The following is a 21,042-nucleotide window of genomic DNA, read 5'->3' on the forward strand; positions in this document are numbered from 1 at the left end:
TCGCGCTCTTCGTGGTCACAGGCCGGGCTGCGGGCCGGGCTGGGGGCCCGGCTCGAACGTGACGGGCAGCCCGGCCGGGGCGGTTCCGGTGGGGGCGACCTGGAGGGTCTTCAGGGCGAACTCCATGACCTTCTTGTAGACGGGTCCGCAGATCTGGCCGCCGAAGTAGCTGCCGCTGGTGGGGTTCTGGATCGCGCAGTAGACGGTCAGGCGGGGGCTGTCGGCGGGGGCGAAGCCGGCGAAGGAGGCGGTGTAGCCCTTGTAGCGGCCGGTGGCCGGATCCACCCGGTTGGAGGTTCCGGTCTTGCCGCCGACCCGGTAGCCGGGGATCCGGGCCTTGGTGCCGGTGCCCTCTTCGTCGTCCACGACGGATTCGAGCATCTGCGCGAGGGTCCTGGCGGTGTCCTCGCTGATCACGCGGGACTTCTGGGGCGCGGGCGCGGGGGTGAACCGGCCGTCGGGGCCCTTGGTGCCGCGGACCAGGGTCGGCTCGATCCGGACCCCGCCGTTGGCGATCGTGGAGTACACGGACGCCGCCTGCATGGCGTTGAGGGACAGGCCCTGGCCGAAGGGGATCGTGTACTGCTGCGAGGTGGACCAGTCCTCGGGCCTGGCGAGGATGCCGCGGGACTCGCCGGGGTAGTCCAGGCCGGTGGGCCGGCCGATGCCGAACTTGGTCAGGTAGGAGTGCAGCACCTTGTTGGCCTCGGGCTGGGTGGGGCCGAGCTGGCCGGTGGCCAGGATGGTGCCGATGTTGGAGGACTTGGCGAGGACGCCGTTGAGCGTCAGGTACCAGGTGGGGTGGTCGATGTCGTCCTTGAAGAGCCGGTCGCCGCGGTGCAGCCGGTTGGGGACGACGACGTGGGTGTCGGGGGTGGCCTTCTTCTCCTCCAGTACGGCGGCCATCGACATCACCTTGGCGGTGGAGCCGGGCTCGTACACGTCCTGGAGGGCGGCGTTGCCCATGGCGGTGGACTTGGCCCGGGTCAGGTCGTTGGGGTCGAAGCCGGGGGCGTTGGCCATGGCCAGCACCTCGCCGGTACGGGTGTCCTGCACGATGACGTAGCCGCGGTCGGCCTTGGACTTGTCGACCTGCTCGGTGATGGCGCTCTGGGCGGCCCACTGGATGTCGCGGTCGATGGTCAGTTCGATGTCGTCGCCGGGTACGGCGGGTTCCTCGCGGGAGCCCGCGGTCGGGACCTGGCGGCCGCCGGCCGTGGCCACGGTGATCTCGCCGTCCTTGCCGGCCAGCTTCTTGTCGAGGGAGGACTCCAGGCCGCCCGCGCCCTTGCCCTCGGCGTTGACGTAACCCAGTATCCCGGCGGCCAGGTTCCCGTTGGGGTACACGCGCTTGCTGCTGGGCTCGTGGAAGACGCCGGCCAGGACGTTGGCGCCGGGGCCGTTGCCCTTGCGGTCGGCCAGGGCCTTCTCCGCGAAGACCCGCTTGAGGTCCTTGATCTGGTTCCAGACCTGGGGGGTCCGGCGGCGGGAGAGGACGACGTAGCGGGTGTTCTTGCGCAGCCGGTCGGCGATGTCCTTGGCGTCCCCCTCCAGGATCGGCGCCAGCAGGGCGGCCGCCTGCTCGGGGGCGTCGGGGGCCTTGCTCTTCTCCGGCGTGAACATCGAGGGGTCGGCGGTGATGTCGTACGCGTCGACGCTGGTCGCCAGGGCGACGCCCTTGCGGTCGGTGATGTCGCCGCGCTCGGCGGCGAGCGTGTAGTTGGCGTAGCGGTTCTTGGAGGCCTCGGCGGAGTACGCGGAGGCGTCGACCGCCTGCACCTGGAGCAGCCGTACGACGAAGGCGACCATGACGAGCGTCAGCCCGACGCCGACCAGCCGCAGCCGGGGCCGCGGGCTGCCCAGCCGGATGGTGTGGGGCCTGCGGACGGCCGAGGGGCGCCGGGTGGCGGGGCGGGAGGCCGGCCGGGCGGTGGGCCGGGCGGCGGGGCGCGCGGTGCTGCGCGGGCGGGCGGGTCCGGGGACCCGTCGGCGCGGCGGCTCCTTGGGGCTCACGCGGGCACGCCCCGGCGCCGGGTCCGGGCCGCGGCCGGGTGCGGGGCCGCCTCGCCGGGCGGGCGGCGGCTGTCGGCTGCTGCCTGAGGGGTCACGACGTCACCTGCCGGAGGTCGGGGTGGGCTGCGGGGACGTACCCGGCGCGGCGGAGCCGCCGGGAACCGGCCGGTCGGTCTGCGGGGCCGGGGCGGACGAGGCCGGTGGAGCGGAGGCACCGGGCGGGGCCGCCGGGGCGGAAGGGGACGGCGAGGGCGGCGGCGGGGCCTCGGCCGGGGCGGGGTTGCCGGTGACCTTGCCGTCGGCGCCGAGGAAGACCGGGGTGCCGCCGGGGACCAGGCCGAGCTCGCGGGCCCGGCGCTCCAGGGCGTCGGGCGCCGAGTGACCGTCGACGTCCCGCTGGAGGGCCTGCTGCTCGTCGGTGAGGGCGGTGGTCTCCTTCTTCAGCCGGCTCAGCTGGAACGAACCCTCGTTCAGCGCCGAGTTCAGCAGCAGCAGGCTGATCAGCCCGCCGGCCAGCAGGGCGACGACGAGCAGAACGAACGGCGTCTTCGCCGCCTGCCCGGGTCTGCTCCCGCCGGGCCGCGCGGGGCGGACCAGCCCGAGCCGTCCCGCCCTCACGCGCGTCGCCGTGGCCACCTTGCTCACTCGCCCTCCCTGGACGCCGGCCGGCCGGCCCCGGGCGGCTGCCCGCCCCCGGCGCCGGGCCTCACAGATTCGCCTCGCGGATGCGTTCGACACCGCGGAAGCGGGCGGGGGCCGCGCGGCGGTTCTCGGCGACCTCCTCCTCCGTCGGGAGTTCGGCGCCGCGGGTCAGGAGCTTGAGCTTGGGCTGGTACTTCTCGGGGACCACCGGCAGGCCGGGCGGGGCGGTGCTGGTCGCGCCCTCCGCGAAGACCTGCTTGACCAGGCGGTCCTCCAGCGAGTGGTACGACAGCACGGCGATGCGGCCGCCGACCGCGATCCGCTCGACCGCCGCGGGGATGGCGCGCTCCAGGACCGACAGCTCGCCGTTGACCTCGATGCGCAGGGCCTGGAAGGTGCGCTTGGCCGGGTTGCCGCCGGTCCGCTTGGCGGCCTGCGGCAGGGCGTCACGGATCAGCTCGACCAGGCGGGCGCTGTTCGTGAACGGCTCCTTGTCCCGCTCGCGGACGATCGCCGAGACGATCCGCTTGGCCTGCTTCTCCTCGCCGTACGCGCGCAGAATCCGCACCAGCTCGCCCGGCGGGTAGGTGTTGAGGACCTCGGCGGCGCTGACGCCGGTGGTCTGGTCCATGCGCATGTCCAGCGGGGCGTCCTGGGCGTAGGCGAAGCCGCGGTCGGCCTCGTCGAGCTGCATGGAGGAGACGCCGAGGTCGAAGAGGACGCCCTGGACGGTGCGGATGCCGAGGCGGTCGAGGACCTCGGGCAGCTCGTCGTACACCGCGTGGACCAGCGTGGCGCGCTCGCCGTACGGCGCCAGCCGCTCGCCGGACAGGCGCAGGGCCTCCTTGTCGCGGTCGAGCCCGATCAGGCGCACCCCGGGGAACCGGGCGAGCATGGCCTCGCTGTGACCGCCGAGGCCGAGGGTGCAGTCGACGACGACCGAGCCGGGCCGCTCCAGCGCCGGGGCCAGCAGGTCCAGGCACCGCTGGAGCATCACCGGGACATGTCGGGACTCGCTACTCACAGCGCCCTCTCAAGCTAACGGCGCGGCCGCGCGTACGCGCCGCGCACGCGGGGGTCTCGTCAGGGCAGGGAGGCCGGTCGGGACCGGGCCCCCGGCCGGTTCGCGTCACTTTAGTCCACGGTCCGCCGCGTCGGGCGAACCGGCCCGCGCCCGGTGTGGCCCGCCCGGACCGAACCCGCAAAAGCCGCGAATCACCCGGTCGGCGGCCCCCGCCGCGACCTTGTGGGTTAGCTCACAACAAGCCTTGTTGACGTTCTTTGTCCCTCCTCACGCCCTGCCCCCACCCGCTGTGACCACTAACGTCGTAGCCATGACGACTTCCGCGCACCTGCCCACCGAGTCCACCGCCCCGGCGTCCGGCGCCGGCTCCGTCACCGACCGGCTCGTCGAGGCCAACCGTCACTACGCCGCCGGCTTCACCGACCCCGGCATGGACGCCCGCCCCGTCCTCCACGTCGCCGTCGTGGCCTGCATGGACGCCCGCCTCGACCTGCACAAGGCCCTCGGCCTGGAACTGGGCGACTGCCACACCATCCGCAACGCCGGCGGTGTCGTCACCGACGACACCATCCGCTCGCTCACCATCAGCCAGCGCGCGCTCGGCACCCGCAGCGTCATACTCATCCACCACACCGGGTGCGGTCTGGAGAACCTGACCGAGGACTTCCGGCACGAGCTGGAGGACGAGGTCGGCCAGCGCCCCGCCTGGGCCGTCGAGGCCTTCCGGGACGTCGAGCAGGACGTCCGCCAGTCCATGCAGCGGGTCCGCACGAACCCCTTCCTGCTGCACAAGGACGATGTGCGAGGCTTCGTCTTCGACGTGCACACGGGACTCCTGCGCGAGATCGATCCCGCCTCTTGAGTGACACAAGGCCGTAGCGCCGTCAACAATGCGGGAGGAGCGCCCCCGGGAACCCTTCCGGTCCGGCGTCCGTGTTTCGGGGTGGGCCGGTCATGCGCAATGGGCGTCGGCCCGGGGAAAGGGCCGAGGAGAACCTGGTGACGACCTATGACGACCGTGCGAGCCTCGCGGATCTGACCACGACGGCGGAACGTGTCCGCCGTTCGGTGGAGAGCGTGATCGAGGGCAAGCCCGAGGTCGTACGGATCGCGCTGACCGTGCTGCTGGCCGAGGGCCACCTGCTGATCGAGGATGTGCCCGGTGTCGGCAAGACGATGCTCGCCAAGACCCTGGCGAAGTCGATCGACTGCTCCGTCCAGCGCATCCAGTTCACGCCGGACCTGCTGCCGTCCGACATCACCGGTGTCAGCATCTACGACCAGCAGCGCCGCGAGTTCGAGTTCAAGCCCGGCGCGATCTTCGCGCAGATCGTGATCGGCGACGAGATCAACCGCGCCTCGCCCAAGACCCAGTCGGCGCTGCTGGAGTCGATGGAGGAGCGCCAGGTCACGATCGACGGCACGACGTACGAGCTGCCGACGCCGTTCATGGTGGTCGCCACCCAGAACCCGGTGGAGATGGAGGGCACCTACCCCCTCCCCGAGGCCCAGCGCGACCGCTTCATGGCCCGGGTCTCCGTCGGCTACCCCAGCCCCGACGCCGAGCTGCAGATGCTCGACGTGCACGGCCGGGTCTCCCCCCTCGACGACCTCCAGGCCGTCGCGCACGCCCACGACATCGTCAAGCTGATCGAGGCCGTGCGCGAGGTGTACGTCGCCGACCCGGTCCGCCGCTACGTGGTCGACCTGGTCGCGGCCACCCGCCACCACCCCGACCTGCGCCTGGGCGCCTCGCCCCGCGCCACCCTGCACCTGCTGCGCGCGGTCAAGGCGAACGCCGCGCTGACCGGCCGGGACTACGTGCTCCCCGACGACGTCCAGGCCCTGGCGGGCCCGGTCCTCGCCCACCGGCTGCTGCCGACCGCGCAGGCCCAGCTGGCCCGGCGCACCGCCGAGCAGGTCGTCGCCGAGATCCTCCAGCGCACCCCGGTCCCGAGTGCCGTACGCGGCGAGCAGCCGCCCGGCGCGGGCGTCCGGGGCTTCTGATGAGCGCCGGTGCCCCTGGCGGTGCCGGCCGTGAGGGCGGTCTGCGCGTGGCCCTGTCCGGGCTCACCACGCGCGGCCGCTCCTTCCTGGCCGCCGGCGTCGCCGCCACCGTGTGCGCGTACGTACTGGGCCAGAACGACCTGCTGCGGGTCGGGCTGCTGCTCGCCGTCCTGCCGCTGATCTGCGTCTACGCGCTGCACCGCACCCGCCACCGGGTCACCGGCAGCCGCCGGCTGACCCCGCTGCGGGTCGCGGCCGGCTCCGAGGCCCGGGTGCAGCTGCGCATGGACAACGTCTCGCGGCTGCCCACCGGGCTGCTGATGCTCCAGGACCGGGTGCCGTACGTACTGGGGCCGCGGCCCCGCTTCGTGCTGGACCGGGTGGAGCCGGGCGGCCGCCGCGAGGTGTCCTACCGGGTCCGCTCCGACCTGCGCGGACGCTATCCGCTGGGCCCCTTGCAGCTGCGCCTCAACGATCCCTTCGGGCTGGTCGAGCTGACCCGCTCGTTCAGCACGTACGACACCCTCACCGTCGTCCCGCGCACCGAGCCGCTGCCTCCGGTCCGCCTCACCGGCGAGTCCTCCGGCTACGGCGACGGCAACCAGCGCTCGCTGGCGCTGGCCGGCGACGACGACGTGATCCCGCGCGGCTACCGCTACGGCGACGACCTGCGGCGCGTGCACTGGCGCTCCACCGCCCGCTACGGCGAGCTGATGGTGCGCCGCGAGGAGCAGCCGCAGCGGGCCCGGGCCACCGTGCTGCTCGACACCCGGCGGGTGGCCTACGAGGGCGCGGGTCCCGACTCGGCGTTCGAGTGGGCGGTCTCGGCGGCCGCCTCCACGCTGGTCCACGTGCTGGAGCGCGGCTTCTCGGCGCGGCTGCTGACGGACACCGGCAGCGCGGCGCCCGGCGAGGCCTCGGGCGGCTTCTCGGCCGGCGGCCAGGAGGCCGCGGAGGCGGCCGGGCAGATGATGGACACCCTCGCGGTGGTCGGGTTCTCCGACGGCGCGGGCCTGTCGCGGGCGTACGACGCGGTGCGCGGCGGCAACGAGGGGCTGCTGATCGCCTTCTTCGGCGACCTGGACGACGTACAGACGGAGCTGGCGGCCAAGCTGCGCCGGCGCAGTGGCGGGGCGCTGGCCTTCGTGCTGGACTCCGCGGCCTGGGCCGGCCAGCCCCCGGCGGCGCCGGGGGTGCTGCCGGTGGAGGAGCGGCTGCGGCGGCTGCGCGACGCGGGCTGGACGGCGCTGGCGGTGCCGCCCGGGGTCGCCTTCGGGGAGCTGTGGCGGATGGCGGGCAACGCGCCCACGGGCACGGGAACTTCCGGAGGACGCTCATGAGCGGGCGGGCGAGACTGACGCTGTTCGCGCTGCTGGCGACGGCGCTGACCGCGGGTGCGCTGGTGCCGCTGGTGCACCCGGCGACCTGGCTGCTCCAGGCGGTGCTGCTGCTCGGCGTGCAGAGCGGCGTCGGCGCGGTGGCCCGGCGGGTGCCGCTGGCACGGTCGCTGACGATCTCGGCGCAGGTGCTGGTGAGCCTGCTGATGCTGGCGCTGCTGTTCGCCGGGGAGGGCCGGGCCGGCGGGGACGGGCTGCTGTCGTACCTGGTGACCGACTTCGGCGCGCTGTTCCAGCAGGGCGTCCAGGACGTCTCGGAGTACGCGATGCCGGCGCCGCTGACGCCCGGGATCCGGCTGCTGCTCGTCTCCGGGGTGCTGCTGATCGGCCTGCTCGTGGACGTGCTGGCGGTGACGTTCCGGACGGCGGCCGCCGCCGGACTGCCGCTGCTCGCGCTGTACTCGGTGGCCGCTGGGCTGGCCGGGGGCGACGGCGCCTCGTGGGCCTGGTTCGTGGCCGCGGGCTGCGGCTACCTGCTGCTGCTCCTGGCCGAGGGCCGGGACCGGCTGACGCAGTGGGGCCGGGTCTTCGGCGCCGCCACGCGCGCCCCGGGCGGCCCGGCCGACGCTTCCGCCACCGGCCGGCCGCTGGCGCCCGTACGGACGGGGCGGCGGATCGGCGCGGTGGCGCTGGGGCTCGCGCTCGCGGTGCCGGCCGCCCTGCCCTCGCTGGGCGGCGGGCTGCTGAACGAGACGGGAGCGGGCGGCGAGAACGGCTCCGGCACGGGCGGCGGCGGGACGATCTCGGCGGTCAACCCGCTGGTGTCGCTGCAGAACAGCCTGAACGCGCAGGACAACCGGATGGTGCTGCGCTACCGCACGGACAACAAGCAGGTCACCGACCAGTACCTGAGGATCCTCGCGCTCGACGAGTTCAACGGCGTCAAGTGGGAGGCGTCCGGCCGCAGCCTGTCGGACGTGCCCCAGCCGCTGCCGAAGGTGCCGGGCCTGAGCGACCAGGTGCGCCTGACCGCGACCGAGGTGACCACCAGCATCTCCGCGGCCAACAACTACGGGCAGCGCTACCTGCCGATGCCGTACCCGGCCACCCAGGTGGAGATCCCCGGGCGCTGGCGGTTCGAGCAGGCCGGGCGGACGCTGATCGGCGACCAGACGGGCAAGGACAAGTTCCAGACCGTGCAGGGCGCGCAGTACACCGTACGGAGCCTGCAGCTGCGGCCCACGGCGCAGCAGCTGGCGGCGGCGCCGCAGCCCTCCCCGGCGATCCTCGGCGAGTACACCAAGCTGCCGGAGAACCTGCCGGCGGTGGTGTCGGAGCGGGCCCGCGAGGTCACCAAGGGGGCCCGGGACAACTACGCCAGGGCCGTGAAGCTCCAGGACTACTTCGCCGTGAGCGGCGGCTTCCGGTACGACACCACCGTGCAGTCGGGGACCGGTTCGGGCGCCATCGAGCGCTTCCTCGCCGACAAGGAGGGGTTCTGCATCCACTTCTCCTTCTCCATGGCGGCAATGGCCCGGACCCTGGGCATCCCGTCGCGGGTGGCGGTCGGCTTCACGCCGGGCAACCGGCAGCCGGACGGCAGCATGATGGTCACGATGCGCGACGCGCACGCCTGGCCGGAGCTGTACTTCGAGGGCGTCGGCTGGACCCGCTTCGAACCGACGCCGCGGATCGGCACCGCGCCGGACTACACGCTGACCGAGGTGCCCACCGCGCAGCCGTCCGCGTCGGCGGCGATGCCCTCGCAGAGCGCGCAGGCACCGGCCCCGGCGCCCTCGCAGTCGGCGGAGTGCCCGCCGGAGCTCAAGCGGCTCGGCGAGTGCGGCGGCCCGGCCGCCCCGGCGGACGCCGGAGCGGGCGGCGGCGGGCCGTCGGCCGGGCTGGTGCTGGGCTGGGTGGCGGCGGCCGTGCTCCTGGTGGGCCTGCCGCTGCTGCCGCTGCTGTGGCGCGGCCGGCTGCGCACGCGCCGGCTGGCCTCGGGCGACGTCCTGACGGTGTGGCGCGAACTCGGCGACGCCGCCTGGGACGTGGGCATCGCGCCGGACGGGGCGCTCTCGCCGCGCAGTGCGGCCGAGCGGATCGTGACCCTGGGGCGGCTGGAGGCGGACGCCGCGGAGGCGGTGCACCGGGTGGCGGGCGCGGTGGAGCGGTCGCTGTACGCCCCGCCGGGCGCGGCCGCCGGGTACGAGGGCCTGGCCGCGGACGTCCTGCTGGCCCGGGCCGGCCTGCTGGCGGGCGTGAGCGGGCGCGCGCGGCTGCGCGCGCTGCTGCTGCCGCGGTCGGGGGCCCGGGTCGGCCGGGCCCTGTCGGCCCGCCGCGCGGAGCTGACGGAAGCGCTGTCGGCACGGCTGGCCACCCTGCGGGAACGGCTGCCGCGGCTGCCGCAGCTGACGCTCCGCGGGCGCGGGCGCGGCTAGGGACAGACTCTGGGGTCCGTCCCTGGGAGCGCAGGACGCCGGTGCGGCGGGATTCGGTCGTCCGAGCCCCGCCGCACCGGCGTCCTGTGGTTTCCCCCGTGCCGGACGAGGTACCCGGCCCGCTCCGCGGCCCCGTGTCCGCGGTGCGGGCCGAGTGCCCCTGTCCGTTGCTCCCAGTCTGCTGTTCGCGCAGGTCGGAGCCATCCGTACGGGTACTCATCCGCACGGCTAGGTACGGATACCTAGTGCCGTGGCCGGAAAGTCCGCGGCACCAGTTCTACGCCCCCGCGGGGGCCCGGCGGCACCGCCGACCGGGGGTCAGCGGCTGCCGCTGACCCGGCCGCGCAGGAGCAGCGACAGCGCCGAGTGGACGTCGTCCAGCGAGCGCTCGCTCTGGAAGGACTGCCAGTCGAGCGCGGCCACCAGCACCATGCCGACCAGCGCGGCCGCGGTGAGCGGCACGTCGATCTCGGCGCTGAGCTCGCCGCGCTCGACGCCCTCGCGCAGCACCGTCTCGACGACGGCCACCGCCTCCCGCCGCACCACCATGAGCGTGGACTGCCAGGCCCGGTTGGTGCGCCAGAGCTCGGCGACGTACAGCTGGGTGAAGGCCGGGTAGCGGTCGATGAAGACCAGGCCGGCCCGGATCATCGCGTCCAGGGCCTCCACCCGGGTGCCGCCGCGGGCCTCGGTCTCCTCGGCGGCCGTGCGGAGCGAGGCGGTCAGCAGGCCCACTCCGTGCCGCAGCAGCTCCTCGAAGAGCTCGGTCTTGCTCGCGAAGTTGTAGTAGACGGTGCCCTTCGCGACGCCCGCGCGCTCGGCGATCTCGTCGACCGTGGTGGCGGAGAAGCCCTGCTCGGCGATGAGGGTGACGGCCGCTTCGTAGAGCTTCTGGCGCGTGGCCCGCCGTCGGGCGGTACCGGTGCTGCTGCTGTCCATGGCGCTGATTGTCACAGGTCCCTACAGGCTCAGTTCGGGGTGCAGGCGGTCCATGGTCCACACCTGCTTGCCGCGGGCGGCGAGCGCGGTGAGGGCCAGCGCCCCGAGGGTGAAGGCGGTCAGGACGGCGCAGCCCTGCCACACGGCGGTCAGGTCGCCGCCGGTGATGAGCCGGCGCAGGCTCTCCACGACGTAGGACATCGGCAGGTAGGGGTGGATGGCGTTGAAGAAGCCGGGGCTGGTCTGGACGGGGTAGGTGCCGCCGGCCGAGGTCAGCTGGAGCATCAGCACGGCCAGGACCAGGATCCGGCCCGCCGCGCCGAACTTGGCGTTCAGCCACTGCACCATCGCCGCGAAGCAGCCGGTGACCAGCGCCAGGAAGCCGATGGTGGCGGCCGGGTGGGCCATCTCCAGGCCGAGGCCCCAGTGCAGGACCGACATCAGCATGGCCACCTGGGCGACGCCGAGGGAGGCCACCGGCAGCCAGCCGGCGAGCGCGATCCGCCAGGGCGAGGCGCCGGAGGCGAGGGCGCGCCGGTTGAGCGGGGCGATCAGCATGTACGCGACCATCGCGCCGACCCAGAGGGAGAGCGGGATGAAGTACGGGGCGAAGCCGGTGCCGTAGTTGGGCGCCTTGTGCAGGGACTGATTGGCGAGCTGGATCGGGTCGGCCATCACCTCGGTGCGGGCCTCGCGCTGCTGCTGGTCGTAGTCCGGGATCTTGCCGACGCCCTCGTGCAGGCCGTCGGCGAGGTCACGGTTGCCGTCGACCAGCTTGTAGATGCCGCCGTCGAGGCTGCGCGCGCCGTCGCCGAGCTTGCCGACACCGGTGTCGATCTTGGCGGAGCCGCCGGTGGCGGAGCCGATGCCGGTGTGCAGCTTGACCATGCCGTCGGCGACCTGCTGGGCGCCGCTGTTGAGGGCGTTGACCTGCTTGACGGCCGCGTCGAGGTCGCTGGCGAGACCGGGGGCCGCCTTGACCAGCTTGCGGGCCTTGTCCTCCAGATCGGTCAGCTGCTTGCGCAGCTTGTCGAGGTCGCCGCCGGAGCCCTTGACCAGGGTGTTGACGTCACCGGCGAGGACGGCGGCCTCGGCCGCGGCGTCCTTGAGCTTCTTCAGCTCGGGGCAGGTGGCGGGCGCCGGCTGGGTGGCCGGGGTCACGCAGGTCTTGGTGTAGGTGGAGGCGGCGAGGTCGGCCACTCCGCGCGTCGCGGTGGCGGCGCGGGGGGCGTTCCTGGCGAAGGTGTCGAGGTGGTTGCGGACGACGACGGCGGTGTCGGCGACCAGCTGGGCGGAGTTGACGATGGTCTGCGGGTTGTCCCTGATGAACGGGCCGGCCTTGTCGGCGACGCCGCCCACCTTGTCGGCCAGGCGCTGGGTGCCGTTCGCGACGTCCCGGGAGCCCTTCTCCAGCTTGCCCGCGGCGGTGTTGAGGGAACGCAGGCCCTCGGTGAGCTCGCCGGTCTTCTCCTTGGCGGTGTCCAGGCCCTCGGCGAGGTCCTGCGCGCCCTCCTTGGCCTTGCCCGCGCCGTCGGTGAGCTTGTCGGCGCCGTCGGCGGCCTCGGCGGTCTTGTCGTGCAGGTCGGAGAAGGAGACGAAGATCTTGTCGAGGAAGCCGCGGGAGGCGTTGACCGAGGCGGCCGCGCGGACCTCGGAGAAGACGGTGCGGGAGATCGAGCCGACGACGTAGTTGTTCGCGTCGTTGGTGCGGACCTGGAGCGCGCCGGTGGTGGGGTCGTCGGTGGAGCTGGAGGCGATCTTCTCGCTGAAGTCGGCGGGCATGGTCAGGGACAGGTAGTACGTCCCGTTCTCCAGCCCCTCGGCCGCCTCGGCCGCGCTGACCTCCCTCCAGTCGAAGGTCTTGCTGTCGTGCAGCTTCTTGGTGATCTCGTCACCGGCGGTGAGGCGCTTGCCGTCGACGGTGGCGCCCCGGTCGGCGTTGACGAGCGCGACGGGCACCTTGTCGAGACGGCTGTACGGGTCCCAGAACGACCACAGGTACAGGGCTCCGTAGAGCAACGGCAGCAGGAGCAGTGCCACGAGCGCGGCCCGGGGCAGCTTCCCCCGCCCGAACCGCTTCAGCTCAAGCGCGGCCAGCTTCGGCGAGCGCATCGTCCGCCCCCTTCGTGTGCGTGTCGTCGGCCGGCTCGGCCCCGGTCTTGTCGTCGTCGGCCTTGTCGTCGTCGGCCTTGTCGTCGGCCTTCCCGACGGTCGGGCCGGCCGTAGCCGTGGCGTCCGCCGGTCGGGCGGCGTCCTGCTCCGGTGCGGCCGACGGGACGGTGGAGCCCCCCGGCTCCACCGGCCCGTCGGCCGTACCGTCCGCGGCGGCCGGGGCCGCGGTCCGGACGACCAGCGCGCCGGCCGGGGCCTCGCTGCAGACCGCCAGGACGGTGGTGCCGCCGTCGGCGATGCGCCGCAGCAGCTCCCAGGCCTCGGCGCGTTCGGCGTCCGAGAGTTTGAGGTCGGTGTCGTCCAGGGCCAGCAGGGCCGGCCGGCCCAGCAGCGCGATGGCCACGGACAGCCGCAGGGACTCCATGCGCTCCAGGTCGCGGACCGAGGTGCGCGGGCCCTTGGGCAGGGTGTCGAGGTCCAGGCCGGCGACGGCCAGGGCCGCCTCGATCCGGGCCCGGGTGGCGGCGGCGCGGTCGGCCGGCCGGCGCAGCAGGGCGCGGACCGGGCCGCCGTAGCGGCGCTGGAGCAGCGCGCCCTCGCGCAGCTGTTCGGCGACGGTCAGGGCCTGGTCGAGGTCGGTGACCCCGGGGACCGGGCCGAGGGCGGCGATCTTCCGGACGGCCGCCATCTTCTTGGGCAGCCGGTGGCCGCCGGTCTCGGCGTGTCCCTCGGTGGCCTTCATCCGGCCCGTCAGCGCGAGCAGCAGGCAGGTCCGGCCGCTGCCCGAGGGACCCTCGACGGCGATGAGGGAACCGGGCGCGGCGTCGAAGCCGATGCCGCGGAACGCCCAGCCCCGCGGGCCCTTGAGTCCGAAGTCCACGGCCGTGACGGCCGCGCCTCCCCCGGCCGCCGCCGGGAGGCGCCCCGAGCTGTCCACGCACCCTCCCCCTTCGTTTTTGAACTGACTGGTCAGTTCAAAAACTAGCATCCCCGGTGACCACCTCCGCGCACCCGGGGGCCAGTTGACCGAAAGGAACCGAAAAACCGCAGGTCAGGCGGATTGTCAGTGGCGTCGGTCACGATGGGGACAGCGCAACTCGACAGAACGCAACGACAGGAGGTTCGTCATGGCCACACCGTCCCCGTCCCCTGTCCACCCCGTCCTGCGGAAGTCCTCGGCTCCGCCGGCCGCCCTCGACCTGCTCGCCAAGGCCCGCCGCGGCCTGGACGAGGCCGCCCTTCTGGACCGGCCCAACGAGCGGTATGCCACCGCCCACCTCGCCGCCCTGCGCACCGCCGCGGCCGTCCTGGCCGCCCGGGCCCGCCCCGAGCCGGTCGCACCGCGCCGCCGGCCGCGCATCCGCAGCGCCTGGGAGGTGCTGCCGGAGCTGGCCCCGGAGCTGGCCGAATGGAGCGCGCTGTTCGCCTCGGGAGCCGCCCGTCGGGCCCGGGCCGAGGCCGGGATACCCGACGCGGCGAGCGGCCGGGACGCGGACGACCTGCTGCGCGCCGCCTCGATGTTCCTGCGCCTGGTGGAGCGGATGCTCGCCCTCCAGCCCGCCCTCCCCCAGCCACGTCCGGATCACCCGGACGCGGGATGACGGGCTCGGCCACGGGAGGCAATAGGGTGGGACGACAGCACGCGTGACCCACCCCTTTCCGCGCCGAGGAGCCATCAGCCGTGTCGGACACTTCCCGCCCCCGCGCCTCCCTCCGCACCGCCGTGGTGTGGGAGGTCCTCAAGGAGGCCCTCGACCGCCGGGTGAAGGCGACCGGGCGGGATGTCCTGGACGTGCTGGACACCGGTGGCGGCACCGGCAAGTTCGCCGTCCCGGTGGCCCGGCTCGGCCACCGGGTGACCGTGGTCGACCCCAGCCCGAACGCGCTGTTCGGGCTGGAGCGCCGGGTCTCCGAGGAGGGTGTGGCCGATCTGGTCCGCGGGGTGCAGGGCGATGCCCAGGGCCTGCTGGACGTCGTCGAGCGCGAGGCGTACGACGTGGTGATCTGCCACGGCGTGCTGGAGTACGTCGACGACCCGGCCGAGGGCGTGGCCAACGCCGTCGCGGCGCTGCGCCCCGGCGGCACACTCAGCCTGCTCGGCGCCGGCATCGGCGGCGCGGTCCTGGCCCGCGCCCTGGCCGGGCACTTCACGGAGGCGCGCACCGCGCTCACCGACCCGGCGGGCCGCTGGGGTGCCGGCGACCCGGTGCCGCGCCGCTTCACCGCCGACCAGCTCGGCGAACTGGTCTCGGGGGCCGGCCTGGAGGTCGGCGCGGTGCACGGCGTACGGATCTTCGCGGACCTCGTGCCCGGGGTGCTCGTCGACACCGAGCCGGGGGCGGCTGCGGCCCTGCTCCGGCTGGAGGAGGCGGCAGCCGAGCTGCCGGCCTTCCACGCGGTGGCCACGCAACTGCACGTACTGGGCGAGAAGCGCGCCTGAACTGCGGCGCTGTCGCGGATGGAGTGCGCCACAGACCCCCCGCGCGGGGCCCGGGCCCCGTATGATCGAGGGACGCGTACCGGCATGGTGGACCGGTCATTGGGGAATAACCGCCTCAGCGACCGCCCGCACGACGGTACGGTTTGGCGCAGTGCCAGTTGTTGAGCTGTGCCAGTTGTTGAAACGTGGCTGTTGAAAACGTGGCTGTTGAAAAACGTGGCGTAGAGGGGCGGGTTTCACGGGGGCGATTCCCTGCCTATCCTGAAGGGGACCCCCGGTCGCTCCCCCCGCGACCGACGGATGAGGAGGACTCCCGTGCCGCTCTCGGAGCACGAGCAGCGAATGCTCGAGCAGATGGAGCGAGCGCTGTACGCCGAAGATCCCAAGTTCGCGACAGCGCTTGAGGGAAGCGGGCTGCGTACGTACACCCGGCGACGGGTCTACCAGGCGGTCGCAGGCTTCCTGGTGGGTATCGCGCTCCTCATGACCGGAATGGTCCTCGCGCCCGGCGGGCTCTGGATCAGCGTGGTGGGCTTCCTCGTCATGCTGGGCTGCGCGGTCCTCGCCGTCACCGGATGGCGCAAGGCGCCCAAACCCGGCGAACAGCCCTCCTCCGGCAATACCGGCGGCCCGGCCCGCGGCCGCAACCGGCAGCGCCGGTCGATGATGAACCGGATCGAGGAGCGGTGGCAGCGCCGCCGCGACGAACAGGGGCACTGAGCCCCGACGGTCGGAGGTGAGGGGACGGTCGCACCGCGACCGTCCCCTCACCCGTTTCGCCTGCCGGCCGGCCCGGGCTGCGCGATGATGACCGGGTGAGTGTGCTCCCCCTGGTCTTCACCAGCGGCTGGGCCAGTGGGATCAACGCCTACGCCGTGATCCTCCTGCTCGGCGTCTTCGGCGCGACCGGGCTCACCGACGAGGTGCCCGCCTCGCTCCAGCGCACCGACGTCCTGGTGGCGGCCGGTGTGCTGTTCCTCTGCGAGGCGGTCGCCGACAAGATCCCGTACGTGGACTCCGCCTGGGACGCGGTCCACACCGTCATCCGCCCGGTCGCCGGCGCCGTCGTCGGCGCGCTGCTGGCCGGGCAGAGCGGCTCGCTCCCCGACCTCGCCGCCGGCGCGATCGGCGGCTCCACCGCGCTGGCCAGCCACTGCGTCAAGGCCGGCACCCGGATGGCGATCAACACCTCGCCCGAGCCGGTCAGCAACATCGTCATGAGCACCGCCGAGGACCTCGGGGTCGGCGCGATCGTCACCTTCGCCATGTTCAACCCGCAGGCCGCGGCGATCATCGCGGCCGTCCTGCTCGCCCTCGGCATCGCCCTGCTGGTCCTCCTCTGGACCCGGATCCGCCGCTTCCTGCGGCGCCGGGCCCAGCGCCGCGAGGAGAGACGGCTGGCGGCGGCCGTCCGCGGCCCCGCCCCACCCGGCTGACCAGCCCCCGACGGCCGATAAGGTCGGGCTCATGGCAGGAATTGCGGTGATCGGCGCCGGGATGGGCGCGATGGCGACGGCCGCCCGGCTGGCCGTGGCGGGCCACCGGGTGACGGTGTACGAGCGGTCGGCGACGTACGGCGGTGCGGTCGGCCGGTACGAGCGCGACGGCTTCGCCTTCGACACCGGGCCGGGGCTGCTGCACCTGCCCGCCGTCTACCGCGATCTGTTCGTCAAGACCGGCAAGCGGCCCCTGGAGGACTGCGTCGAGCTGGTCCAGGCCGACCCGGCCGTCCGCCACCTGCTGGCCGACGGCACCGACGTCCGCCTGCCCAACGCCTCGCGCGGTGGCGTCGCCGCCAGCCTGGACGAGGCCTTCGGCCCGGGCGCGGGGGCCCGCTGGAGTGCCGTACTGGGCCGCGCCCGGGACGCCTGGGACCGCACCCGCCGGCCCCTCCTCGAAGAACCCCTGTGGCCGAACTGGGAGGTGCTGGGCCGGGACCCCTACCCGGCGCTGCGCAAGAGCGGCCTGCTGCGCCGCCGCCCGCCGACCCTGGCGGAGGTGGCCGAACGGGAGCTGGGCGGCGGCCCGCTGGCCGCGCTGCTGACATCCGCCGTCCACGCGTACGGCCTGGACCCGGCCACCGCGCCCGCCTCGGCCGTCGTACTGCCGTACATGGAGCACACCTTCGGCAGCTGGACCGTGCGCGGCGGGACGCGGGCCCTGGCCACGGCCGTGTACGAGCGCTGCCGCGAACGGAAGGTGGAGTTCGTCTTCGGCGCGGAGGTCCGCGAGGTGCTGGAGACCGCGGGGCGGGCCACCGGGCTGCGGCTGGCCGACGGTACCGAGGTGAACGCCGACGCGGTGGTCTGCGGGGCCGACCCGGGCCCCCTGCTGACGCCCCTGCTGCCCGGCGGCCGGCCGTGGCCGGAGACGACGGTCCCGGTGCGCCGGGGCGGGACGAGCCGGATCACCCTGCTGCTCGCGCTGCGCGGCCCGCGGCCGGAGGGCACCGTCCACCGCACGGTGGTGCACTCCCCCGACATCGTGGCCGAGGCCCGCGCCTCCTTCACCGGCGAGCACACCGGGCGGCCCACGGTCACCGTGCTGCGCCCGGACGATCCGGCGACCCGGCCCGACGCCGCGCACGAGGCGGTCACCGTCAGCGCCGTCTGCGCCCCGCAGGGCGCCCTGGACTTCACGGACCGGGATCTGATCGGCCGGTACACCGAACGGCTCCTGGAGGCCGCCTCACGGGCGGTGCCGGAGCTCCGGGAGAGGCTGCTGTGGCACGAGGTGCGCACACCCGCCGACGTGGAGGCGGCCACGGGGGCCACCGGAGGCGTGGTGCCGCCGCCCGCGCTCGCCGGCGCCGAGGGACGGCTGCTGTACCCGGCGAACACGTCCCCGCTGCCCGGGCTCTACCTGGCGGGCGGCTGGGCCCACCCCGGTGGCGGGCTCGCGCACGCGGGGATGACGGGGGCGCTGGTGACCGGGCTGATCGTGGAGGGCGCGGACTTCCGCGGCTCGCAGTGACCGGCCGCGGCCCCCGCCGCTCCGGTCGGTGCCGGTGCCGCGGCCCCCGCCGCTCCGGTCAGTAGCGGTACTGCTCGTACTCGCCGGTGCCCTGGTAGGGGTACTGCTGGGGGTCCTGCTGCTCCTGGTACGGCTGCGCCCCCGCCTGCGGCGGGTAGGGCTGCTCGACGTCGCGCTGCTGCGGCACCCAGACACCGCCGGGCGGGGTGTCCATGGCGTACTGCTGGTGGTCGGTGTAGCCGGCGTACATGTCGTACGGCTGGGCGACCCCGCCGGTGCCGATGTACGGGTCCGAGTAGGCGGCGTAGGTCGGCTGCTGCCCGTAGTCGTAGCCGCCCTGGCCCTGCGGGTCGTAGTAGGCGGCGTACTGGTGCGCGTCCGGCTCGCCCGTGGCGTACGGCGAGGCGAAGGCCGCCGTCCGGTCCGTCTCCTGGTCCCGGGTGAAGCTCTGGATGCCGTACGAACCGGTGTCGTCGGGCAGCGGCTGCGGGCTGTAGACCTCGGGGGCGGGCTCCGCCCCGGAGGCGGCTTCGGCCCCGGGCGCGTCCCCGGCCTCGTCGTACTGGAGCGCCGTGACCTCCAGCGCCGGCTCCTGCGGGCGCGCGGAGCCGCCGCGGCGGCGTCTGCTGCCGGACTTCGCGGGGCCCGCCGGCTCGGCCTCGCCGGCCCCGGCCTTGTCGCGGCGCAGCGCCCAGCCGGCGACGAAGCCCTTGCGGAAGGACAGCGTGACCAGGGTCTGGCCGATCGCGAAGCAGGTCGCGCCAGCGGCGATGACCAGCACGGACGGCAGCACGACGCCCGCGACGACGCCGAGGAAGCCGGCGAAGGCCAGCAGCCGCCAGCGCAGCCGTGCCTTGTACTGGAGCAAAACCTCGGCGAGCAGCCACAGCGCGACGATGCCGAACGCGATGTAGAGGACCGTCATACCCATGCGTGGCCCCTCTCGGTACGGCCGCCCATGGTATTACGGCCGGTCAGGCCCGCTGGTGCAGGCCCAGGTTCTCGTAGATCTCAAGGGTCGCCGTGGAGTTGTTCGTGATGAAGTGCAGCCCCGGGACACCCTCGGACAGCAGCCGCGCACAGAACTCCGTGGCGAACTCGATCCCAATGGAGCGTACAGCGGCCGGGTCGTCCTTGACGGCGAGGATGCGCTCTTTCACGTTCTCCGGGAAGGCGGCGTTGCTCAGCTGGGGCAGCCGGTCGAGGGTCCGCGCGTTCACAACAGCCATGACTTCAGGGATGATCGGCGTCTCGCAGCCCGCTTTGTGCACGCTGTCGCGCAGCCTCAGATAGTTCTCGGGATGAAAGAACATCTGGGTGATCGCGTAGTCGGCACCGGCCCGGCACTTGTCCACGAAGTGACGAATGTCCGTGTTCCAGTCGGTGGAGCGCGGGTGCATCTCGGGGAACGCGGCGACGCCCACGCAGAAGTCGCCGGACTCCTTGATGAGCCGGACGAGGTCGGCGGCGTACTGGACGCCCTCCGGGTGCTCGACCCACTCGCCCATCGGGTCGCCGGGCGGGTCGCCGCGCAGGGCGAGCATGTTGCGGATGCCCGCGTCGGCGTACTGGCCCAGGACGTGCCGCAGTTCGGCGACCGAGTGGTCGACGGCGGTCAGGTGCGCGACCGGGGTGAGCGTGGTGTCGGCGGCGATCTCCTGGGTGGCCTTGACGGTGCCGCCGCGGGTGGAGCCGCCGGCCCCGTAGGTCACCGACACGAAGCTCGGCCCGACCGCCTCGACCCGGCGCAGCGCGCCCCAGAGGCTGCGCTCGCCCTTCTCGGTCCGGGGCGCGTAGAACTCGAACGAGTACGAGGGCTTGCCGGACGCGAGGATGTCGCGCACGGTACGTGCGCGGTCCGGGCGGGTGGAAGCGGTACCAAGGGCCATGTGGGCAGGTTAGACGGGGTCCAGCAGGCAGCGAAGCGGTGTCCAGGGAATGGACAGATTTTTGGACACTTTCCGCCAAGGCGCAGGTAGCGGCCGGGTGGCAGCTGGTAGAGGGGCTACCCGAGGCGTTCGCGGACCCGCCGGGACAGGGCCGCGGCGGCCGCGCCCGGGTCGTCGGCCTCGGTCAGCGCGCGGACGACGACGATCCGCTTCGCGCCGGCGTCCAGCACCTCGTCCAGGTTCGACGCGTCGATGCCGCCGATCGCGAACCAGGGCCGCTCCTGCTCCAGCGACGCCGCGTACCGGACGAGGTCCAGGCCGGGGGCGTACCGGCCGGGCTTGGTGGGGGTGGGCCAGCAGGGGCCGGTGCAGAAGTAGTCCACGCCGGGCTCGGCGGCGGCCGCGTCGACCTCGGACTCCGCGTGGCAGGAGCGTCCGACGATCACCTGGCCGCCCAGGATCGCGCGGGCGGCGGGGACGGGGATGTCGCCCTGGCCCAGGTGGAGCACGTCGGAGCCGATGGCGTGCGCGACGTCGGCCCGGTCGTTGACCGCGAGCAGCCTGCCGTGCCGGCGGGCGGCGTCGGCGAACACCGCGAGGTGCTCCAGCTCCTCGCCCGCCTCCATGCCCTTGTCGCGCAGCTGCACGATGTCGACGCCGCCCGCGAGGACGGCGTCGAGGAACTCGGGAAGGTCCCCCTGGCGCTTACGGGCGTCCGTGCACAGGTAGAGCCGGGCGTCGGAAAGCTGCTGGGACATGGGAAACCCCCCGGATGGCGGGTGTGCGGGCCGCGGGGGCCCGCACACCGCTTGGTGCGTGCAGGATCGGAGTCAGACGGCGAGCGCCTGGGCGCGGCGCTTCACCTCCGTGCCGCGATTCTCGCTCAGGGCCTGCGCGGGCGTGCCGGGCAGGGTCGGGTCCGGAGTGAAGAGCCACTCCAGCATCTCTTCGTCGCTGAAGCCGTCGTCCCGGAGCAGCGTCAGGGTGCCGGAGAGGCCCTTGACCACCTTGTCGCCGTCGATGAAGGCGGCGGGCACCTGCAGCGCGCGGTTCTCACCGCGGCGCACGGCGATGAGCTGGCCCTCCTTGACCAGCTGGCGGACTCGGGTCACTTCGACGCCCAGCATTTCGCTGATGTCGGGGAGGTAGAGCCACTCGGGGACGAGAGCATCGATCTTTGCGTCAATCTCGGTCACGGGAACAAGCCTGCCATCTGGGACTGACAGTC

19 protein-coding genes are annotated in these 21,042 nt (G+C 73.7%); 9 read left to right on the forward strand and 10 right to left on the reverse strand.

Annotated elements, in window-relative coordinates:
• Window positions 1-15: 15 nt before the first annotated feature.
• The 3 genes from ACZ6KO_RS09435 to rsmH all read right to left on the reverse strand — a co-directional run bounded on the left by ACZ6KO_RS09435 (window position 16) and on the right by rsmH (window position 3,679).
• The gene (locus ACZ6KO_RS09435; RefSeq protein WP_469302242.1) at window positions 16-2,013 is read right to left on the reverse strand and encodes a peptidoglycan D,D-transpeptidase FtsI family protein; all 1,998 of its coding nucleotides are present in this window, start codon (window positions 2,011-2,013) and stop codon (window positions 16-18) included.
• Between the two features lie 99 nt (window positions 2,014-2,112).
• Window positions 2,113-2,658, reverse strand: coding sequence for a cell division protein FtsL (ftsL, locus tag ACZ6KO_RS09440; protein ID WP_469302244.1), 546 nt, complete (start codon window positions 2,656-2,658; stop codon window positions 2,113-2,115).
• A 61-nt stretch (window positions 2,659-2,719) separates the two neighbouring features.
• On the reverse strand, window positions 2,720-3,679 hold the full coding sequence (rsmH, locus tag ACZ6KO_RS09445) for a 16S rRNA (cytosine(1402)-N(4))-methyltransferase RsmH (protein WP_469302246.1): 960 nt from the start codon (window positions 3,677-3,679) through the stop codon (window positions 2,720-2,722).
• Window positions 3,680-3,989: 310 nt separating this feature from the next.
• Here rsmH and ACZ6KO_RS09450 point away from each other — a divergent pair, with 310 nt between their 5' ends.
• The 4 genes from ACZ6KO_RS09450 to ACZ6KO_RS09465 all read left to right on the forward strand — a co-directional run bounded on the left by ACZ6KO_RS09450 (window position 3,990) and on the right by ACZ6KO_RS09465 (window position 9,461).
• Window positions 3,990-4,541: a beta-class carbonic anhydrase gene (locus ACZ6KO_RS09450; RefSeq protein WP_469302249.1), complete on the forward strand. Its 552-nt coding sequence runs from the start codon at window positions 3,990-3,992 to the stop codon at window positions 4,539-4,541.
• A 137-nt stretch (window positions 4,542-4,678) separates the two neighbouring features.
• Window positions 4,679-5,686, forward strand: a complete 1,008-nt coding sequence (locus ACZ6KO_RS09455; protein WP_469302251.1) for an AAA family ATPase — start codon at window positions 4,679-4,681, stop codon at window positions 5,684-5,686.
• Window positions 5,686-7,026: a DUF58 domain-containing protein gene (locus tag ACZ6KO_RS09460; RefSeq protein ID WP_469302255.1), complete on the forward strand. Its 1,341-nt coding sequence runs from the start codon at window positions 5,686-5,688 to the stop codon at window positions 7,024-7,026. The genes ACZ6KO_RS09455 and ACZ6KO_RS09460 overlap by 1 nt, the downstream gene beginning before the upstream one ends.
• On the forward strand, window positions 7,023-9,461 hold the full coding sequence (locus ACZ6KO_RS09465) for a transglutaminase TgpA family protein (RefSeq protein WP_469302259.1): 2,439 nt from the start codon (window positions 7,023-7,025) through the stop codon (window positions 9,459-9,461). The genes ACZ6KO_RS09460 and ACZ6KO_RS09465 overlap by 4 nt, the downstream gene beginning before the upstream one ends.
• 318 nt (window positions 9,462-9,779) lie before the next feature.
• Here the strand turns inward: ACZ6KO_RS09465 and ACZ6KO_RS09470 are convergent, their stop codons facing one another.
• From ACZ6KO_RS09470 to ACZ6KO_RS09480, 3 genes are read right to left on the reverse strand one after another with little or no spacing between them, the layout of a single operon-like run.
• The gene (locus ACZ6KO_RS09470) at window positions 9,780-10,400 is read right to left on the reverse strand and encodes a TetR/AcrR family transcriptional regulator (RefSeq protein WP_469302261.1); all 621 of its coding nucleotides are present in this window, start codon (window positions 10,398-10,400) and stop codon (window positions 9,780-9,782) included.
• A gap of 21 nt (window positions 10,401-10,421) precedes the next feature.
• The gene (locus tag ACZ6KO_RS09475; RefSeq protein WP_469302264.1) at window positions 10,422-12,512 is read right to left on the reverse strand and encodes a YhgE/Pip family protein; all 2,091 of its coding nucleotides are present in this window, start codon (window positions 12,510-12,512) and stop codon (window positions 10,422-10,424) included.
• Window positions 12,484-13,449 carry an ATP-binding cassette domain-containing protein gene (locus ACZ6KO_RS09480; RefSeq protein WP_469302265.1) on the reverse strand — a complete coding sequence of 322 codons (966 nt, stop codon included), beginning with the start codon at window positions 13,447-13,449 and terminating at the stop codon, window positions 12,484-12,486. The genes ACZ6KO_RS09475 and ACZ6KO_RS09480 overlap by 29 nt, the downstream gene beginning before the upstream one ends.
• Before the next feature lie 190 nt (window positions 13,450-13,639).
• On the opposite strand from ACZ6KO_RS09480, the gene ACZ6KO_RS09485 reads away from it, so the two are divergent.
• From ACZ6KO_RS09485 to ACZ6KO_RS09505, 5 genes are all read left to right on the forward strand, one after another.
• Window positions 13,640-14,113, forward strand: coding sequence for an SAV_6107 family HEPN domain-containing protein (locus ACZ6KO_RS09485; RefSeq protein WP_401447796.1), 474 nt, complete (start codon window positions 13,640-13,642; stop codon window positions 14,111-14,113).
• A gap of 80 nt (window positions 14,114-14,193) precedes the next feature.
• Window positions 14,194-14,952 (forward strand): class I SAM-dependent methyltransferase, encoded by a 759-nt coding sequence (locus ACZ6KO_RS09490; RefSeq protein ID WP_469302268.1) that lies wholly within the window; start codon window positions 14,194-14,196, stop codon window positions 14,950-14,952.
• Between the two features lie 315 nt (window positions 14,953-15,267).
• A complete protein-coding gene (locus tag ACZ6KO_RS09495) occupies window positions 15,268-15,672 on the forward strand; it encodes a DUF3040 domain-containing protein (protein ID WP_401447801.1) in 405 nt (134 codons plus the stop codon).
• A gap of 95 nt (window positions 15,673-15,767) precedes the next feature.
• Window positions 15,768-16,388 (forward strand): DUF4126 domain-containing protein, encoded by a 621-nt coding sequence (locus ACZ6KO_RS09500; RefSeq protein WP_469302271.1) that lies wholly within the window; start codon window positions 15,768-15,770, stop codon window positions 16,386-16,388.
• 31 nt (window positions 16,389-16,419) lie between these two features.
• Window positions 16,420-17,925: a phytoene desaturase family protein gene (locus ACZ6KO_RS09505; protein ID WP_469302273.1), complete on the forward strand. Its 1,506-nt coding sequence runs from the start codon at window positions 16,420-16,422 to the stop codon at window positions 17,923-17,925.
• Window positions 17,926-17,983: 58 nt separating this feature from the next.
• Here ACZ6KO_RS09505 and ACZ6KO_RS09510 read toward each other — a convergent pair whose 3' ends face one another.
• From ACZ6KO_RS09510 to ACZ6KO_RS09525, 4 genes are all read right to left on the reverse strand, one after another.
• Entirely contained in the window at window positions 17,984-18,856 is an 873-nt protein-coding gene (locus ACZ6KO_RS09510; protein WP_469302277.1) for a hypothetical protein, read from the reverse strand.
• Window positions 18,857-18,899: 43 nt separating this feature from the next.
• Window positions 18,900-19,814, reverse strand: a complete 915-nt coding sequence (gene metF / locus ACZ6KO_RS09515; RefSeq protein ID WP_469302280.1) for a methylenetetrahydrofolate reductase [NAD(P)H] — start codon at window positions 19,812-19,814, stop codon at window positions 18,900-18,902.
• 116 nt (window positions 19,815-19,930) lie between these two features.
• The gene (thiE, locus tag ACZ6KO_RS09520) at window positions 19,931-20,572 is read right to left on the reverse strand and encodes a thiamine phosphate synthase (protein WP_469302282.1); all 642 of its coding nucleotides are present in this window, start codon (window positions 20,570-20,572) and stop codon (window positions 19,931-19,933) included.
• A gap of 72 nt (window positions 20,573-20,644) precedes the next feature.
• Window positions 20,645-21,010, reverse strand: a complete 366-nt coding sequence (locus ACZ6KO_RS09525) for an Rv2175c family DNA-binding protein (protein WP_469302284.1) — start codon at window positions 21,008-21,010, stop codon at window positions 20,645-20,647.
• Between the last annotated feature and the right edge of the window lie 32 nt (window positions 21,011-21,042).

This window comes from Streptomyces sp. NPDC042102 (assembly GCF_055582305.1).

Coding starts and splice junctions, on each gene's coding strand:
- ACZ6KO_RS09505 (WP_469302273.1), top strand. CDS start 16,420: ATGGCAGGAATTGCGGTGATCGGCGCCGGGATGGGCGCGATGGCGACG.
- ACZ6KO_RS09465 (WP_469302259.1), top strand. CDS start 7,023: ATGAGCGGGCGGGCGAGACTGACGCTGTTCGCGCTGCTGGCGACGGCG.
- ACZ6KO_RS09510 (WP_469302277.1), bottom strand. CDS start 18,856: ATGGGTATGACGGTCCTCTACATCGCGTTCGGCATCGTCGCGCTGTGG.
- metF (WP_469302280.1), bottom strand. CDS start 19,814: ATGGCCCTTGGTACCGCTTCCACCCGCCCGGACCGCGCACGTACCGTG.
- ACZ6KO_RS09475 (WP_469302264.1), bottom strand. CDS start 12,512: ATGCGCTCGCCGAAGCTGGCCGCGCTTGAGCTGAAGCGGTTCGGGCGG.
- ACZ6KO_RS09485 (WP_401447796.1), top strand. CDS start 13,640: ATGGCCACACCGTCCCCGTCCCCTGTCCACCCCGTCCTGCGGAAGTCC.
- ACZ6KO_RS09450 (WP_469302249.1), top strand. CDS start 3,990: ATGACGACTTCCGCGCACCTGCCCACCGAGTCCACCGCCCCGGCGTCC.
- ACZ6KO_RS09470 (WP_469302261.1), bottom strand. CDS start 10,400: ATGGACAGCAGCAGCACCGGTACCGCCCGACGGCGGGCCACGCGCCAG.
- ACZ6KO_RS09460 (WP_469302255.1), top strand. CDS start 5,686: ATGAGCGCCGGTGCCCCTGGCGGTGCCGGCCGTGAGGGCGGTCTGCGC.
- thiE (WP_469302282.1), bottom strand. CDS start 20,572: ATGTCCCAGCAGCTTTCCGACGCCCGGCTCTACCTGTGCACGGACGCC.